This window comes from Pseudoalteromonas sp. 20-MNA-CIBAN-0454, from assembly GCF_040308685.1.
Taxonomy (GTDB): domain Bacteria; phylum Pseudomonadota; class Gammaproteobacteria; order Enterobacterales; family Alteromonadaceae; genus Pseudoalteromonas; species Pseudoalteromonas nigrifaciens.
In genome coordinates this window covers 46,881-62,637 of the sequence record NZ_JBEOOB010000009.1, presented here as the reverse complement: position 1 = coordinate 62,637, position 15,757 = coordinate 46,881, and the positions used below count along the sequence as shown (strand labels likewise).

Sequence of the window (15,757 nt, the reverse complement as noted above, 5' to 3'; positions counted from 1 at the left end):
TTGCCATGTTAAAACAAAGACCCACTATTCGCGACCATTCAGCAGAGGCAAACTTATTTGCACGGCGTGCGTTTGTGGGTTTTATTTTTATATTAGCTCTAATTGCTATTTTACTCTCTAATTTATATAAAATTCAGGTAGATGACCATCAAAACTACCAAACTCGCTCCAACGATAACCGTATTAAAGTTATTCCTATTGCGCCTAACCGAGGTTTAATTTACGACCGCAATGGCGTACTACTCGCCGAAAACAAACCCGTTTATAATCTTGAGGTTATTCCTGAAGATGTTGCAGACCTCCCGCTATCGCTTGAACAAGTAAGTAAAATAATAACCATAAGCGAGCAAGAAAAAACCGACTTTTTAGACGATATAAAGCATACGCGGCGTTTTAAAAGCCAAGTACTAAAAGCACGTTTAGATGAAACAGAAGTTGCTAAATTTTCAGTAAATCAGCATAAATTTCCGGGCTTTAGCATTGAAGCTCGCCTTGCTCGTTATTATCCGTTTGGCGATACCCTTACCCATGCACTGGGCTATGTGGCTAAATTAAATAGAAAAGAGTTAAATAAATTAACCCAAGAAGATCAAGCTACTAATTATCGCGCCACTCACGACATTGGCAAACTCGGCATCGAAAAATATTACGAAGAACTCTTGCATGGCCAAGTAGGCTCGCAGCATGTTGAAGTTAATAATCGCGGTAGAGTAATTCGTACGTTAAGCATGCTCCCTCCACAACCGGGGAGTGATTTAGTACTCACTCTCGATATTGGTTTACAGCAAATTGCCCAACATGCGCTTAAAGATATGCGTGGTGCTATTGTCGTTATGGATGCTAAAGATGGCGGTGTACTTGCGCTTTATTCTAACCCTAGTTACGACCCTAATTTATTTGTGCACGGCATAAGCAGCAAAAACTATAAAGCCTTATTAAACCCAGATCGCCCGTTAATTAATCGTGCAACTCAAGGTCGTTATGCACCTGCCTCTACTGTAAAACCACACATGGCTATTTTAGCCTTAGAAGAGAATATAGTCAGCGAAAGTACTTCTATGTGGGATCCTGGCTTTTTTCAAATTCCAAATGTAGAGCATAAATGGCGCGACTGGAAACGTTGGGGTCATGGTCATGTTGATGTATACAAAGCAATTGAAGAGTCGTGCGATACCTACTTTTACGATGCAGCTTATCGCTTAGGTATTACTAAAATAAGTAACTTTATGTCGCGTTTTGGCTTTGGTGAACTCTCGGGTATTGATATTCATGAAGAAACCACGGCAATACTGCCCTCTAAAGAGTGGAAAGAAAATCGCTTTAAAGAGTCCTGGTGGCGTGGTGATACTATTTCTGTAGGCATTGGGCAAGGTTATTGGACCGCCACTCCGATTCAGATTGCAAATGCGACAAACATTTTAGTAAACCGTGGCATTAACCATCCGCCGCATTTAGTACAAGTGGTTAAAAAAGATAACGACATTATACAAATCAATAATGAAGAAAAGCCCCCTGTAATATTAAAAAACCCTCACCATTGGCAAATTGCTTTAGATGCAATGCACAACACAGTAAAAAAAGTATCGGGTACTGCACATAAAGCATTTAAAGGGACTAATTATGACTCTGCTGGTAAAACCGGCACAGCACAAATAGTAAGTATTGCTCAAGGCGAACGCTACAATGCCGATGCGTTAAAAGAGCGACAACGCGATAACACTATTTATATTGGTTTTGCACCGTATAGCGATCCAAAAATTGTAGTGTCTGTAATATTAGAAAATAACCATGGTGGCGTGCAAATTGCTCGGCAACTTATGGATTACTACTTTGCAGCCAACCCCGTTAATCTTGCAAGGAATAACACCCCATGACCGCTTTGCACGATAAACGCTCAATTTGGATGCGCCTACATATAGACTTACCCTTATTTATTGCGCTGCTAATAATGATGGTCGGTAGTATCACTATTGTGTATAGCGCCAGTGGCCAAGATAACGCCATGATGATCCGCCATATTACGCGTATGGGCGGTGCAATTGTAGCTATGTTCGTATTAGCGCAGCTATCTCCTGCTACTTTAAAGCGATTAGTTATACCGCTTTATTGCTTAGGGTTACTAATGCTAGTTGGAGTGTTATTATTTGGGGTAAGCTCCAAAGGCGCTCAGCGCTGGCTAGATTTAGGTATTACTCGCTTTCAGCCATCTGAATTAATGAAACTCGCAGTTCCTATGATGGTTGCTTGGTATATAGGACGTAATCACTTACCCCCTCGCCCACTGCATTTAATTATTGGTTTTGTAATTATGATGCTACCTACGCTACTAATTAAAGAGCAGCCCGACCTAGGCACTTCTATATTAATTGCCAGCTCAGGTGTTTTTGTATTGTTTTTATCGGGTTTAAGCTGGCGTTTAATTGGCTTTTTAAGCTCTATAGTCGCACTCGCTGCGTGGCCTTTTTGGCACTATGGTATGCACGATTATCAAAAGCAACGAGTACTTACTTTTTTAGATCCAGAAAGTGACCCGCTTGGCTCAGGCTATCATATTATTCAATCTAAAATTGCGATTGGCTCTGGTGGCATTGAAGGTAAAGGTTGGTTACAGGGCACGCAGTCGCAACTTGAATTTTTACCAGAGCGCCATACTGACTTTATATTTTCGGTATTAAGTGAAGAGTTTGGCTTATTTGGAATAAGTGTTTTACTCAGCCTCTATTTATTTATAATTGGCCGCGGTTTATTTATTGCTGTTAATGCACAAGATGCTTTTGGCAAATTATTAGCCGGTTCACTTACACTGACATTTTTTGTTTATGTGTTTGTAAATATAGGTATGGTATCGGGTTTATTACCCGTTGTAGGTGTACCGCTTCCGCTAATAAGTTATGGTGGTACGTCTATGGTGACGCTGATGGCCAGTTTTGGCATTATTATGTCTATTGCAACTGATAAAAGGATGCTTTTAAAATAATGCAATTTTATACTCGATTTTTTACTATCAGCTTTATCCTAATACTTTTAAGTGCTTGTAGTAGTTCAAATAACACCCCAAGCAGCCGCTACAGCATGCGCCATGATGCTGCACCATTACGTGCGCCTACCACATTAGAAATGCAAGACGCCGTAGTAGTTAAAGTTACTAAAAGTGCCAGTGCAAGCCGCCCTTATACCGTATTAGGTAAAAGTTATACGCCTATGCTTGATGAAACAGGTTATGCTGAGGAAGGCATTGCATCGTGGTACGGCCGTAAATTTCATGGTTATCACACTTCAAATGGCGAAATATACGATATGTTTTCCATGACCGCTGCTCACAAAACTCTGCCCTTGCCTAGCTTTGTAAAAGTAACAAATACCAGTAATAATAAATCTGTCATTGTGCGCGTAAATGACCGAGGCCCATTTCATGAAGATAGAGTGATTGATTTATCCTACGCAGCTGCTTACAAACTAGGTTATTACACTCATGGTACAGCCAAGGTTAAGCTTGAAGCAGTTACGATTGACAATTCGACTGCGCATTTAACCTATATTCAGGTAGCAGCAGGTAGTACACTAGCAAATATTGAAGCACTGGCTAGTCGTTTACGCCTCGATTATAAATTACCCACTAATATCGTGCAAAAAGACGATATTTTCAGGTTGCATTTAGGGCCAATTAAAGACGCCCAGCATGCACAGCAAGTATTAACACAATTAAAACAAAACCAATTTAAAAACGCGTTCTTGCTTTACACTCAGTAAGACCTTTAGAGTGGGTAACGCAAATCTTTAACTTTAACCATTAATGAGTATGATGAAATCTATTAAACATAAAATTCTCAACGGGGTATGCGGCCTAGTTTGTTCTGCCGCCGTATTTTCAGCCACCGCACAAATTATTCCAGCACCTCCTCAAGTTAATGCTAAAGGTTATTTTTTAGTAGACTTTACAACTGGCAAAGTTATTGCCCAAGGTGAAGCAGATACAAGATTAGCACCTGCTAGTTTAACTAAGATGATGACCAGTTATGTTATAGGCACAGAGGTTAAAGCCGGTAATATTGCACCTACCGACATGGTTACGGTTAGCGAAAAAGCGTGGGCTAAAAACTTTCCAGAATCATCTAAAATGTTTATTGAAGTAGGTAAACAAATTAGCGTTGATGATCTAAACCACGGAATAATTATTCAATCTGGTAACGATGCCTGCGTTGCTATGGCAGAGCACATTGCCGGTAGCGAAAGCGCTTTTGCTGATTTAATGAACGCCCATGCTGCAAAATTAGGCATGAGCAACACTCACTTTATTAATAGCCACGGCCTTGATACCGACGCGCATTATACAACACCGCGTGATATGGCAACACTTGGCGGCGCACTTATTCGCGATGTACCCGATGAGTACGCACTTTATAAAAAAAAGTCATTTACTTATAACGGCATTAAACAATATAACCGCAACTCATTATTATGGGATGAAAGCCTAGACGTAGACGGTATTAAAACCGGCCATACATCAGATGCAGGCTACAGCTTAGTAACCTCTGCAACTAAAAACGATATGCGTTTAATTGCTGTTGTTATGGGTACTTCAAGCGAGCGCGCACGTAAAGAAGAAAGCAAAAAGTTACTTAACTATGGCTTTCGCTTTTATGAAACAATTACACCGTACAAAGCAGGCGATAGCTTTGCAGAGCAACGTATTTGGATGGGTAATAAAGAAAATGTTTCTTTAGGTATTTTAGAAGATACCCCTATCACTATTCCACGTGGTCAGCATAAAAATTTAAAAGCGAACTTTAAATTAGATAACACGCTTGAAGCGCCATTAGCTAAAGGCACTAAAGTAGGTACTTTATTTTTACAACTAGAAGGCGAAGATATTGCACAATATCCGCTAGTTACACTTGAAGAAGTGGAAGAAGGTAGCTTCTTTAGTAAAATTTATGACTACTTACGTTTACAGATTATGCAATAGCCGCATAAAACAATATTAACGCCTCTGCTATGAGGCGTTTTTTTTTGCTTGAAAAATGCTAGAATGCGCCCCATATAAGTCAATTATGTTGAGTTGTAACTTTTTTGGCACAGCCAAACAAGCTTAACTCAGATTGCCATTAGCCCAATAGTATTAAGCTTAGGGTTTGCCACTTAGCAAAATTAAGCCAACACTTTTTTGTATGAGGAGTCACTGTCGTGGTTCAACCAGTTAAAGATACTAAATTTGATGAGTATTTAGAGTTCCCTTGCCCGTTTACATTTAAAATAATGGGTTTAGCCAATGTAAACTTAACGGATCAAATTTTAGCTAAGTTACAAGTTATTGCACCTGGCGACTATGCCCCAAAAGTAAAACCAAGTAGCAAAGGTAATTACGAATCAGTTTCGCTTGTTGCAACCGTTACTAGTGGCGCTCATATTGAAGAAATTTATAACGTGATCAGTAATCTAGATGACGTACGCCACATGCTTTAAGCCATAATTGAGATTTGTTGTGAAAGAAAACACCTTAATCGTGCGCCAACTTGGCCGCCAGCGTTACTTGCCAATTTGGCAGAAAATGCAAGACTTCACCGATACCCGCGACGACAATAGCGCGGATGAAATTTGGTTAGTAGAGCACGAAAGTGTATTTACTCAAGGCCAAGCAGGTAAAGACGAGCACTTACTCGCACCCGGCGATATAGAAGTGATTAAAGTTGATCGCGGTGGGCAAGTAACCTACCACGGCCCCGGCCAGCAAATGATGTATGTACTATTTAACTTACGTCGTTTAAAAATTGGTGTACGCGAGTTAGTTACTTGGCTAGAGGAGTGTATTATTGAATCCCTCGCCGAGTACGACATTCAAGCATTCGCCAAAGCCGATGCGCCCGGTGTTTACGTTAACGACAGTAAAATAGCCTCTTTGGGTTTACGCGTTCGTCGTGGTTGCTCGTTTCATGGCTTAGCATTAAATGTTAACATGGACCTAAGTCCATTTTTACGCATTAACCCATGTGGTTATGCAGGCATGAATATGGTGCAAACTAAAGAATTAAAGGGTCCTCAAAACCTAGAAACAGCAGGTGCAGGACTGGTAAAACACATGATTAAAAAGCTTAATGCAACACAGGTTAAGCATACTGAAGGGTTTGAAAACGAATGAATAAACCAGTCAAGATGGAACCAGGTGTAAAACTACGCGACGCAGCAAAAATGGCGTTGATCCCCGTAAAAGTTTTACCAACAGAAAAAAACGAAATGTTACGCAAGCCAGAGTGGCTAAAAATTCGCTTACCTAAATCAACTGAGCGTATTGAGGGCATTAAACAAGCAATGCGTAAGCATGGACTGCACTCGGTATGCGAAGAGGCTTCATGCCCTAACCTATCTGAATGTTTTAACCACGGTACAGCTACCTTTATGATTTTAGGTGCAATTTGTACTCGTCGTTGCCCATTTTGTGATGTTGCCCATGGTCGTCCATTAACACCTGATGCAACTGAGCCTGAAAAACTAGCGCTTACAATTAAAGACATGAAGCTAAGCTATGTGGTTATTACCTCGGTAGATCGTGATGATTTACGTGATGGCGGCGCGCAGCATTTTGCCGATTGTATTCGCGAAATTCGCAAGCACAGCCCAAATATTACTATTGAGATTTTAGTACCCGATTTTCGTGGCCGTATGGACCGCGCACTCGAAATACTAATCGAAACCCCACCAGATGTGTTTAACCATAACCTAGAAACTGCGCCGCGTTTATATAAGCTTGCGCGTCCAGGGGCTGATTACAAATGGTCACTTGAGCTACTGCGTCGCTTTAAAGAAGCGCACCCAGAGATTAAAACTAAGTCTGGTTTAATGGTTGGTTTAGGTGAAGAAATTAGCGAAATAGAAGAAGTACTTCGCGACTTACGTGCCCATAACGTTGATATGCTTACAGTAGGCCAATACTTACAGCCTTCTAAGCACCACTTACCAGTAAAACGTTACGTGCCACCTGCTGAGTTTGATGCACTAAAAGCCTACGCTGATGAAATTGGCTTTACTCATGCAGCCTCTGGCCCATTTGTGCGCTCTAGCTACCATGCTGACCAACAAGCGGCAGGTAAAGAAGTAAAATAAGTCGTTTTTATAAATTAAGCAAGCCGTTAGTGATCAATAGTCATTAACGGCTTTTTTGTTGCAGTTTATTACCCATAAGTAATAAGGATAATTGAATTATTTTAATTTTTAATTGCTTTTCTTCTAAGCTGAAATGAAATATTATCGTTTAACTCGAGCCAACTAAAGTCCTTATTCCAAGCCTGCTTAAAGCTTTCTCCGCCTTGCGAATTATCCAGGATTTCTTTTAAGTCAAATATTTTGGAGAAATTATCTTCGTTTACGTCGTAACTTGACCACCCCCTAACTCCCAAGTCAATATGCCCTAGAAAGCTCGATTTAAACTCGTTAGCTGAGGCCACAAAATCCCCGTTGCCATTTAATTTTTCAGATATAAGACTTTTCTCTTTATCACTAATTGAACCTGTAACTTCTAGCTCACCTAATTGACTGATTGATATACCCCAATCTTTATTCGCTAATGATGGTTGTCCAGCCGCTATTTCAGTCATAATATTGTCATACTGAGTAAACATTTTTTCAACCGAGTTAGAAACTTCACCACCCGGCATATAAAGATTAACAGTAGCTATTCGAATATTATTTAACGCTTTTTCTTCTGCTTCCCTTGTTGATACAACATTATTTGTTATTATTTTCATTGACTTATTATAAGTCGGCTCTGGCTATTTAGGCTGATCTTTATGATATATATCCTTAGCTAGTCGCTCCATTTCACTATTTAATTGCTCTTTACCATTTGCAGGTTTATTAACTTTTACTTCTGAACCGTTCGATATAAACTGCGATGCTAAATTAGTATCATTTGAATTAACTTTCATATCATTTTCCTTGTTCGTTATTACTAGCTATCGGCAGGTTACTATCTTACTTTAGTTGCTTGTATGGCCAGTGTTGGTAACTTAGGTAAAATAAACTGCCGAATATTTTCCTCCTCTCTAATCATTACTACATATTAATGGCCATACAACTGCGATAATTTAATACCTGGTAATGGTGCCTTAGTACTGACTAAAGTTAGATTTAATGTTGGTAGAACATGGTTAAATATATAATGCGCACGCTGCATATGAAACTCCGAGCTGAACAAAATTGCATGGCTGATATTAGCACTCGCTAAAATAGGTTTAGCCAGTAGAGCATTCTCAAAGGTAAAGCGGCTTAATGGAATATCTAAAAATACAACTGTAGGTATTCCAAGCTCAATAAAATAATTATTTAGTGTATCGTTCATGCGCGCAATCAGTGGTATTAAAATGCACGCCAAAACCTCCTGTGCATAATATTTTAGCCTTGGGATTATGCAAATATGCTTGATATGACTGAGCGCATCGGATTTTCGCTATTACTGATAAACGGCTGTCACTACTGTTGGGCGCACCTAAAACTATAATTACCGCATTCATTTAGTCGTCCTTCACCACAAAACGAAGCTATTAAGTTTAAACTATTTTTACTGATCGCAATTTATCGTTAGGTCAATCGGCTTTTACTTGAGACAATCGCGGTAGTTATTTTTAAAACATGGTTCATTATGAAACTATTAGTTCGCAACTTATCTCGTGCTACTTCTGAGCACGACCTTCGTACTTTATTTGCAGAGCACGGTAAAGTGACTACCTGTAACTTAGTACTTGATAAAGAAACTGGCCAATCTAAAGGTTTTGCCTTTGTTGAAATGCCAAACGACATAGAAGTTAAAGGTGCAATTAAAGCCCTTAACCAAGCAACTGTTGATAAAAGCAAAATCCGCGTTAAATTGGCAGATGCTTAATTAGTTAGCCGCGGCTATTATTGCCCTTAATATTATAAACACAGATGTGTTTTATTATTAGGGCAGTATTAATTTAGCCTACATTTATAACACTGCCACAACTAATTTTGCTCCTTGCTCCCCCTCCTAAGTTCTAAGTTCTAAGTTCTAAGTTCTAAGTTCTAAGTTCTAAGTTCTAAGTTCTAAGTTCTAAGTTCAATATTGTGCAACAGCTAAAACTTAAGTCTATAAAATTATATCCTGTATAGACACTTTAAAGTTCGCTGTATATAGTCGAGCTATGTATTACCTACCCTCAGTTATTATGACAATTATAAAAACAACCAGCCTTTTTTTATTTCTAACGCTCATAGGTTGCTCAGAGCAAGCTGCAGACACAACTAAACTTGAGAATTCCCAAGCACTTAGTATTAATAATATTAAGCAGCACATTAAAACACTCGCCTCAGACGAATTTGAAGGTCGTGGCCCCCTTACAGCCGGTGAAGTAAAAACGATTGGTTATTTAACTAAGCAATACCAAGCGTTTGGTTTAAGCGGTGCTTATAACGATAAGTACTTACAACCGGTGAAAATGGCAAAAGTAACTGCTGATCAAAATATGCAATTAACTATTGGTGAGCTCACTTTTAGTGCAGGTAAAGACTTTACTGCCCGTACCGAGCAGCTACAAAGCGTTATTGATGTGCGTAATTCTGACGTGGTATATGTAGGCTATGGTATTAATGCACCAGAATATAACTGGAACGATTATAAAAATCTTGATGTAACAGGCAAAACCGTGGTGGTGTTAGTTAACGATCCTGGCTTTGCAACTCAAGACGACAGCCTGTTTACCGGTAATGCTATGACCTACTACGGTCGTTGGACTTACAAGTATGAAGAAGCGGCTCGTCAAGGTGCTGCTGCCGTTCTTATAGTGCACGAAACTGCACCAGCAGCTTACCCGTGGAGCGTGGTAGAGAGCTCAAATACGGGTACTAAATATACGCTAATTGATGACACCAACAACACCTCAAAACTTCCCGTTATGGGATGGTTACACCTTGAGGCTACCGAGCGCTTATTTAATGCTGCAAACCTTAACTATCAGCAATTAAAACAACAGGCTTTAAATGCTGACTTTAAAGCGCTGCCGCTTAATGTAAAAGCCAACCTGGCTTTTAAAAATGAAGTATCGCATGCAAAATCGCATAACGTAGTAGCACAACTTACCGGTAGCGAGCTGCCAGACGAATACGTTGTAATTAGTGCGCATTGGGATCACTTTGGCACTAAACAAACAGATAGCGGGCCTAAAATTTATAATGGTGCGGTAGATAACGCATCAGGTACAGCCGCCACGCTCGAAATTGCCAGAGTAATGAGTAAAATACATCAACAAACGCCATTTAAACGCTCGATCATTTTTGCCAATTTTACCGCAGAAGAAACTGGCCTAATTGGCTCAGAAGAATTTGCATCTGGTGCGGTGATCCCAACTAAACAAATGGTTGGCTTATTAAATATTGATGGCATGAACGTACTTGACGCTACTGACTATGTTTTACAGTATGGTAAAGGGCTTTCTGAAATGGAAGATTACTTAGCTAAGGCCGCTAAGGCACAAGGTCGAACGGTAAAAATGGATCCTCGCCCGCAAAATGGTTTATTTTTTCGCTCTGATCACTTTTCGCTTTCTAAGCAAGGTGTGCCCAGTTTATTATTTATGAGCCTTGGTGATACCGACCCTGATTACATTACTCATAAGTACCACAAAGAAGCCGATGATTACTCTACCGACTGGTCGCTTGGTGGTGTAGAGCAAGATAGCCAACTGATCATTAATATAGCCACACAGCTGGCTAACAGCAACGATTGGCCAAAGTGGAAAGCAGAGTCTGACTTTAAAACAAAACGTGAGCAAGATAAGCGCTAGCAATTGCGTTTTAAACACACATAAAAAAGCAGCCAATTGGCTGCTTTTTAGTACGTATTATCATTATTTAGTTAGAAATGGGTAGCATTATTGAACTGCTGCAAACTCTTCTTTAGAAAGTTCACCATTACCATCTGCATCTAATTCATCAAATATTTGTGCAAGCTGCGGGTTTGCCTGCGCTTCTGTTTGGCTAATAACGCCGTCGCCATCTGTATCAAATGAGTCGAAGTCTACTGCTGCAAATGCCGCTGAAGATGATGCTAGTGCGATTAGTGCTAATGTCTTATGTAATGTTTTCATTGTGTTATCCTTAAGCTTAAAGCCTGTTTAATAAAAAATAATAAAGTGAAAATCCTTTTCAAAAATCCATATTCTGTAAATTAATGTGCTGAAAATTAATACTCAGCAAATTCTTCTTTAGAAAGCTCACCGTTGCCATCAACGTCAAGCTCTGCAAATTGCTCCATTAACTCAGCGGCAACCGACGCTTCGGCTTGGCTAATTGTGCCACTGCTATCTACATCAAGTGTTTCAAAGTCGGTGCCTGCAAATACTGCAGATGAAGACGCTAATGCCATTAAAACCAGTGTTGATTGTAACTTTTTCATAATTTAATCCTTCAAGTCTATGTAATATAAATGTATTAACTTTCCCATGAACACTTGAATTTCCTTATTATTCTTTATCAAAGGCTCCCTTGCCTATTTAGGTTGTCTTTGGCAACTCAGAATATTAATTGTGTTGTAGGGCTTGAGGCTTATGCCTTAGAAAATTCTTCTTTAGATAACTCACCATTTTGGTCAGTATCAAGCTCAGTAAATTTACTCATAAGCTCTGCATCTACCGACGCTTCTGCTTGGCTAATTGCACCATTACCATCTACATCGAGTGTGTCAAAATCTGTTGCTGCAAAAGCCGCTGATGAAGAAGCTAAAGCCATTAGTACCAGTGTTGATTTAAATGTTTTCATAATGTAATTCCTTCATTGGGTTATGATTTAAGCTGTTTAACTTTAATCTTGTTTTGCTCAATACAGCTTAGGTATTACAACTTCGGTGCCATGTTTTTAAATCACAATAAAAACAGTTACTTATACTTATTTAAGCCGTTTAAGGGTGTTTTATAATGATTTTTTGTTGCTTTTTAGCAACAGTTGTTTGATGTTAAATAATTAAAGCTTAAAAATCATAAGGTTAACTTTAATAAAAAAGACACAACACAGCGCAAATAAGCCACTACTGGCTGCTTTAAGTTGATTTTGTAATAAACCCACCATGAACAATTTACTTTTTATAAATTATTAAATAAAAAACAAACAATAAGGCATTGAAATTTAATAGCTTTTTATAATTAATTTTATTAATTCAGCATTTATGAAGTGTTTTAAAGTAAATGATACTTTTTGTCGCCATTTGGCGAATGCAGTGCACATTAGGATGTGATTAACAGTGAATTGAAACAAAAAACCGCTACATAATCTTAATGCAGCGGCTTTATTATTTTTACGAGAAGTGGAATTAGTTGTTATTTCCAGCCTTGTAACCAATTTTGTGCGTTTTTTAAATCTCGCCAACTAATTGGGTATTGGCTTTTTGAAATTATTGCCTCAGTAACGCACGCAATCACGTTGCTATCCTCATCGTACTCAACCTCTATAATAATAAAGTGTTTTTCTTTATTGATTGCAGGTACTGCAGTCCACTTACTATTAAGTAGCTTTTTAGGGTTTAGTTTATTCATAAAATTGCAAAGTCCAACCAAGCTGTAAATATGATAAGCCAATACGCGCTAACAATACGTTTAGCTCAACTATTACTGCACTATTAGCTTACCTTTATACATTTGCATTTGGCAGTGAAAGTCGTACTCACCTACTTTAAGCTCGGGTATTTTTAAGGTATTAGCATCGCCCATTACGAGGGTTTTACTTATATCAAGCTGTGGAAATATGACTGTTTCGCTACATGGTGCACTATCTTGGCGATCGAAGTTAAGTGTTAACTCTTTACCTGCAACAACTTTAATTTGCGCCGGCTGGTATATACCGTTATCAACCACTATAACTACCTTATTGTCGTTACTTTGCACTTGCTTTGGCTTAAAAAGCCAAAACCAGTACACAATCGCAATTATGAGTAATGCGCCTAATATATTAATCATCAACATAATTATTACTCCTAAATTAAAGGCTTTGGCTTATGATTTTGCTGGTTTAAAAAAGCGTAATCTATTGGCGTTACTAACAACCGTTAGCGATGATAGTGCCATAGCAGCCCCTGCTACTACTGGGTTAAGCAATAATCCAAAAAATGGATATAACAACCCAGCAGCAATTGGAATACCCGCCACATTATAAATAAAGGCACCAAATAGATTTTGCTTAATATTTAAAATGGTCGCGCTACTTACTGCAATTGCATCTGCAAGGCCGTGTAACGATCCGCGCATTAGGGTTATGTCGCCACTTTCTATGGCTATATCAGTGCCTGTGCCAATCGCAAAGCCAACATCGGCTTGTGCTAGTGCCGGTGCATCGTTAATGCCATCGCCCGTCATACCCACTATTTCGCCCTTTGCTTGGCGTTTTATAACTTCATTTACTTTGTCGTCAGGGAGTACTTCTGCAATAAAGTCCTTTATTCCTACTTTTTTAGCAACTGCTTGCGCTGTTGCTTGGTTATCACCTGTGAGCATGACTAAGTGAATGCCTTTATTTTGCAACCGCTTAATTGCTGCAGCTGAGTCTGCTTTAATAGGATCTGCTACAGCAATAATAGCCTGTAGCTGTTGATTAACTGCAAAATACATTGGGGTTTTTGCTTCACTTGCCAATGTTTGTGCCTGCTCGTACGCATCGTCAATTGCAACATGGTATTTATCCATTAAGGCCTTATTACCAAACAACAGCGTTTGTCCATCAAGTGTCCCTATTACTCCTTTACCGGTAAGTGCATCAAAGTCAGTTACTTTACTCAGCGTTAAGTTTAGCGCTTTAGCATAACTTATTATGGCCTCGGCTAATGGATGCTCTGAACTACTCTCTAGGCTAGCAACGTGCTGCATTACTGTGTTTTCATCGCTGTTATTAAAGGTAATAACATCGGTTACCGTTGGCGATCCTTGGGTAATGGTGCCAGTTTTATCTAAAATCATGGTGGTAATTTTAGAAGTTACTTGTAGTGCCTCACCGTTGCGGATCAGTATTCCCGACTCAGCAGCTTTACCTATGCCCACCATTACCGACATTGGCGTTGCTAAACCAAGCGCACACGGACAAGCAATAATAAGCACTGTAGTGACAGCAACTACCGCATAAGCAATTGCTGGCTCAGGGCCAAAGTTTAACCAGGCAAGCCCAGCAAGTATTGCTATTATCATTACCGTGGGAACAAAAATACCCGAAATAACATCTGCTAAACGACCAATTGACGGCTTTGAGTTTTGTGCCCGCTTTACCATATTAATAATATTGGCGAGTGTTGTTTCGCTGCCTATATGGGTCGCTTTGAATAATAATGTTCCGGTTTTATTAATACTACCAGCGACTACCGTATCGCCTATTTGTTTAGTAACCGGCATAGGTTCACCCGTTAGCATTGATTCGTCAACACTACTACTGCCTTCAAGCACTTCGCCATCTACTGATATTTTTTCGCCTGGGCGCACTCGTACCTGATCATTTTTTACTACGTCGCTAATATCAATATCGCGCTCTTGCCCGTCGCGAATAACACGTGCTGTTTTTGGTTGCAGCCCTATTAAACGCTTTATAGCCTCAGAGGTGCGCCCGCGTGCTTTTACTTCTAATGCTAGGCCTAAGCTTATTAAACCAATGATCATTGCTGAGGCTTCAAAGTACACATGCCTTGCCACCTCTGGTAGTAGGTTAGGGGTAATAACGACTACCATAGAATATAACCAAGCAGTACCGGTTCCCAGCGCTATAAGCGTATCCATATTGGCGGCATGGTTTTTAAATGCTTGCCATGCGCCATTGTAAAATTGCTTACCGGCTACGGCCATCACTGCCAACGTGGCTAAACCCACAATAAACCAAGCTATACGTTGAGTCGTGGTTATTACGTTCATATCGAAAATAAGCCCATAAAGCATTAATGGTGCACCTACGCCTAACGCTAATATCATATTGCGCATTAATTTTTTATAATGCGCGTCATCGGCTTTGGCTTTTTCATCGAGCGCATCTTGCTCTGAGTCATTACTCATGGGCTTTGCTTTATAGCCAATGTTTTCTACCGCTGCAATAAGCGCCGCTTCATCCGCTTGCCCTTCCACTTGTACGGTGCGTTGTGCAAAGTTCATTTCTACTCGCTGTGCACCCGATACTGTTTTTAGCGCTTTTTCTATTTTTGCTACGCAGCTGCCACAATTAGCCCCTTCAATAATAAAGTTTTGTGAGCTGCTGTTAATATTATTACTCATTACGCCTCCGGGTTATTTTTTTCAGTGCTAATGGGGTCAACAAATGACTCTATTAAACTACATATATCAGCGCTAGTTGCGCCATCGGGAGAACTTTGCCACTGCTTAACTGCCGCTTGCATTCGTGTGCGCAGCTTAAGTGTTTCTTGAAAAAGAGCTTCGGTTTCGGCTAAGCGTTTAACTATTAGTTTTCGTGTTAATGGGCATGGGCAGTTTCCTTGCTCCGACTCAGTAATAATGTGCTGAATATCTTTAACAGAAAAGCCCAACTGACGAGCATTGATTATAAACTTTAAACGCTGTTGATCAGTTTTTGTATATTCTTGATAACCGTTACTTACACTACGGACTGGTTTGAGCAACTGCATTCGCGTGTAATGGCGAATAGTGTCGGGTGTAACGCTCATTTTATTGGCAAGTTGTTTAACGTACATAGCTCCTCCGTGATAATTCATAGTTTAAAGCTAAATTCATACCTGTAGTGTAAACCTATGTGTCACACATAGGTCAACTTAAATACT

General features: G+C 39.6%; 19 protein-coding genes. 9 read left to right on the top strand and 10 right to left on the bottom strand.

The features are described 5' to 3' along the window. Nucleotides 1-5: 5 nt before the first annotated feature. The 7 genes from mrdA (at nucleotide 6) to lipA (ending at nucleotide 7,098) form a co-directional block, all read left to right on the top strand. Nucleotides 6-1,874: a penicillin-binding protein 2 gene (gene mrdA / locus AAEZ22_RS06240; RefSeq protein WP_352296583.1), complete on the top strand. Its 1,869-nt coding sequence runs from the start codon at nucleotides 6-8 to the stop codon at nucleotides 1,872-1,874. Further along, nucleotides 1,871-2,977, top strand: coding sequence for a rod shape-determining protein RodA (gene rodA / locus AAEZ22_RS06235; protein ID WP_058372936.1), 1,107 nt, complete (start codon nucleotides 1,871-1,873; stop codon nucleotides 2,975-2,977). The genes mrdA and rodA overlap by 4 nt, the downstream gene beginning before the upstream one ends. Then, the gene (locus tag AAEZ22_RS06230; protein WP_352296580.1) at nucleotides 2,977-3,750 is read left to right on the top strand and encodes a septal ring lytic transglycosylase RlpA family protein; all 774 of its coding nucleotides are present in this window, start codon (nucleotides 2,977-2,979) and stop codon (nucleotides 3,748-3,750) included. Before rodA ends, AAEZ22_RS06230 begins: the two co-directional genes overlap by 1 nt. A gap of 52 nt (nucleotides 3,751-3,802) precedes the next feature. Next, a complete protein-coding gene (locus AAEZ22_RS06225; protein ID WP_352296642.1) occupies nucleotides 3,803-4,966 on the top strand; it encodes a serine hydrolase in 1,164 nt (387 codons plus the stop codon). 218 nt (nucleotides 4,967-5,184) lie between these two features. Further along, nucleotides 5,185-5,463: a DUF493 family protein YbeD gene (gene ybeD, locus AAEZ22_RS06220; RefSeq protein WP_011327710.1), complete on the top strand. Its 279-nt coding sequence runs from the start codon at nucleotides 5,185-5,187 to the stop codon at nucleotides 5,461-5,463. 19 nt (nucleotides 5,464-5,482) lie between these two features. After that, on the top strand, nucleotides 5,483-6,136 hold the full coding sequence (lipB, locus tag AAEZ22_RS06215; protein WP_352296577.1) for a lipoyl(octanoyl) transferase LipB: 654 nt from the start codon (nucleotides 5,483-5,485) through the stop codon (nucleotides 6,134-6,136). Next, nucleotides 6,133-7,098 carry a lipoyl synthase gene (lipA, locus tag AAEZ22_RS06210; RefSeq protein WP_011327708.1) on the top strand — a complete coding sequence of 322 codons (966 nt, stop codon included), beginning with the start codon at nucleotides 6,133-6,135 and terminating at the stop codon, nucleotides 7,096-7,098. The genes lipB and lipA overlap by 4 nt, the downstream gene beginning before the upstream one ends. A 101-nt stretch (nucleotides 7,099-7,199) precedes the next feature. Here the strand turns inward: lipA and AAEZ22_RS06205 are convergent, their stop codons facing one another. The 3 genes from AAEZ22_RS06205 to AAEZ22_RS06195 form a co-directional block, all read right to left on the bottom strand. After that, nucleotides 7,200-7,739 carry a hypothetical protein gene (locus AAEZ22_RS06205; protein WP_352296574.1) on the bottom strand — a complete coding sequence of 180 codons (540 nt, stop codon included), beginning with the start codon at nucleotides 7,737-7,739 and terminating at the stop codon, nucleotides 7,200-7,202. A 24-nt stretch (nucleotides 7,740-7,763) separates the two neighbouring features. Next, on the bottom strand, nucleotides 7,764-7,919 hold the full coding sequence (locus AAEZ22_RS06200) for a hypothetical protein (protein ID WP_352296571.1): 156 nt from the start codon (nucleotides 7,917-7,919) through the stop codon (nucleotides 7,764-7,766). A gap of 134 nt (nucleotides 7,920-8,053) precedes the next feature. After that, nucleotides 8,054-8,365, bottom strand: a complete 312-nt coding sequence (locus AAEZ22_RS06195) for a YdcF family protein (RefSeq protein WP_157696001.1) — start codon at nucleotides 8,363-8,365, stop codon at nucleotides 8,054-8,056. 267 nt (nucleotides 8,366-8,632) lie between these two features. On the opposite strand from AAEZ22_RS06195, the gene AAEZ22_RS06190 reads away from it, so the two are divergent. Further along, nucleotides 8,633-8,872 (top strand): RNA recognition motif domain-containing protein, encoded by a 240-nt coding sequence (locus tag AAEZ22_RS06190; RefSeq protein WP_011327707.1) that lies wholly within the window; start codon nucleotides 8,633-8,635, stop codon nucleotides 8,870-8,872. Between the two features lie 304 nt (nucleotides 8,873-9,176). Then, on the top strand, nucleotides 9,177-10,790 hold the full coding sequence (locus tag AAEZ22_RS06185; RefSeq protein ID WP_089367964.1) for a M28 family metallopeptidase: 1,614 nt from the start codon (nucleotides 9,177-9,179) through the stop codon (nucleotides 10,788-10,790). 87 nt (nucleotides 10,791-10,877) lie between these two features. Here the strand turns inward: AAEZ22_RS06185 and AAEZ22_RS06180 are convergent, their stop codons facing one another. The 7 genes from AAEZ22_RS06180 to AAEZ22_RS06150 all read right to left on the bottom strand — a co-directional run bounded on the left by AAEZ22_RS06180 (nucleotide 10,878) and on the right by AAEZ22_RS06150 (nucleotide 15,670). Next, complete coding sequence (locus tag AAEZ22_RS06180) at nucleotides 10,878-11,093, bottom strand: EF-hand domain-containing protein (protein WP_011327705.1); 216 nt, start codon at nucleotides 11,091-11,093, stop codon at nucleotides 10,878-10,880. Between the two features lie 95 nt (nucleotides 11,094-11,188). Continuing rightward, on the bottom strand, nucleotides 11,189-11,401 hold the full coding sequence (locus AAEZ22_RS06175; RefSeq protein WP_011327704.1) for an EF-hand domain-containing protein: 213 nt from the start codon (nucleotides 11,399-11,401) through the stop codon (nucleotides 11,189-11,191). 149 nt (nucleotides 11,402-11,550) lie between these two features. Further along, complete coding sequence (locus AAEZ22_RS06170) at nucleotides 11,551-11,763, bottom strand: EF-hand domain-containing protein (protein WP_011327703.1); 213 nt, start codon at nucleotides 11,761-11,763, stop codon at nucleotides 11,551-11,553. 554 nt (nucleotides 11,764-12,317) lie between these two features. Beyond that, nucleotides 12,318-12,533: a TIGR02450 family Trp-rich protein gene (locus AAEZ22_RS06165; RefSeq protein ID WP_011327702.1), complete on the bottom strand. Its 216-nt coding sequence runs from the start codon at nucleotides 12,531-12,533 to the stop codon at nucleotides 12,318-12,320. 72 nt (nucleotides 12,534-12,605) lie between these two features. Next, nucleotides 12,606-12,959, bottom strand: a complete 354-nt coding sequence (locus AAEZ22_RS06160; RefSeq protein WP_011327701.1) for a cupredoxin domain-containing protein — start codon at nucleotides 12,957-12,959, stop codon at nucleotides 12,606-12,608. Nucleotides 12,960-12,989: 30 nt separating this feature from the next. Further along, nucleotides 12,990-15,236, bottom strand: coding sequence for a heavy metal translocating P-type ATPase (locus AAEZ22_RS06155; protein WP_089367963.1), 2,247 nt, complete (start codon nucleotides 15,234-15,236; stop codon nucleotides 12,990-12,992). Further along, on the bottom strand, nucleotides 15,236-15,670 hold the full coding sequence (locus tag AAEZ22_RS06150; RefSeq protein ID WP_011327699.1) for a MerR family transcriptional regulator: 435 nt from the start codon (nucleotides 15,668-15,670) through the stop codon (nucleotides 15,236-15,238). The genes AAEZ22_RS06155 and AAEZ22_RS06150 overlap by 1 nt, the downstream gene beginning before the upstream one ends. Nucleotides 15,671-15,757: the final 87 nt, after the last annotated feature.

Coding starts and splice junctions, on each gene's coding strand:
- mrdA (WP_352296583.1), top strand. CDS start 6: ATGTTAAAACAAAGACCCACTATTCGCGACCATTCAGCAGAGGCAAAC.
- rodA (WP_058372936.1), top strand. CDS start 1,871: ATGACCGCTTTGCACGATAAACGCTCAATTTGGATGCGCCTACATATA.
- AAEZ22_RS06230 (WP_352296580.1), top strand. CDS start 2,977: ATGCAATTTTATACTCGATTTTTTACTATCAGCTTTATCCTAATACTT.
- AAEZ22_RS06225 (WP_352296642.1), top strand. CDS start 3,803: ATGAAATCTATTAAACATAAAATTCTCAACGGGGTATGCGGCCTAGTT.
- lipA (WP_011327708.1), top strand. CDS start 6,133: ATGAATAAACCAGTCAAGATGGAACCAGGTGTAAAACTACGCGACGCA.
- AAEZ22_RS06205 (WP_352296574.1), bottom strand. CDS start 7,739: ATGAAAATAATAACAAATAATGTTGTATCAACAAGGGAAGCAGAAGAA.
- AAEZ22_RS06200 (WP_352296571.1), bottom strand. CDS start 7,919: ATGAAAGTTAATTCAAATGATACTAATTTAGCATCGCAGTTTATATCG.
- AAEZ22_RS06190 (WP_011327707.1), top strand. CDS start 8,633: ATGAAACTATTAGTTCGCAACTTATCTCGTGCTACTTCTGAGCACGAC.
- AAEZ22_RS06185 (WP_089367964.1), top strand. CDS start 9,177: ATGACAATTATAAAAACAACCAGCCTTTTTTTATTTCTAACGCTCATA.
- AAEZ22_RS06180 (WP_011327705.1), bottom strand. CDS start 11,093: ATGAAAACATTACATAAGACATTAGCACTAATCGCACTAGCATCATCT.
- AAEZ22_RS06175 (WP_011327704.1), bottom strand. CDS start 11,401: ATGAAAAAGTTACAATCAACACTGGTTTTAATGGCATTAGCGTCTTCA.
- AAEZ22_RS06170 (WP_011327703.1), bottom strand. CDS start 11,763: ATGAAAACATTTAAATCAACACTGGTACTAATGGCTTTAGCTTCTTCA.
- AAEZ22_RS06165 (WP_011327702.1), bottom strand. CDS start 12,533: ATGAATAAACTAAACCCTAAAAAGCTACTTAATAGTAAGTGGACTGCA.
- AAEZ22_RS06160 (WP_011327701.1), bottom strand. CDS start 12,959: ATGTTGATGATTAATATATTAGGCGCATTACTCATAATTGCGATTGTG.
- AAEZ22_RS06155 (WP_089367963.1), bottom strand. CDS start 15,236: ATGAGTAATAATATTAACAGCAGCTCACAAAACTTTATTATTGAAGGG.
- AAEZ22_RS06150 (WP_011327699.1), bottom strand. CDS start 15,670: ATGTACGTTAAACAACTTGCCAATAAAATGAGCGTTACACCCGACACT.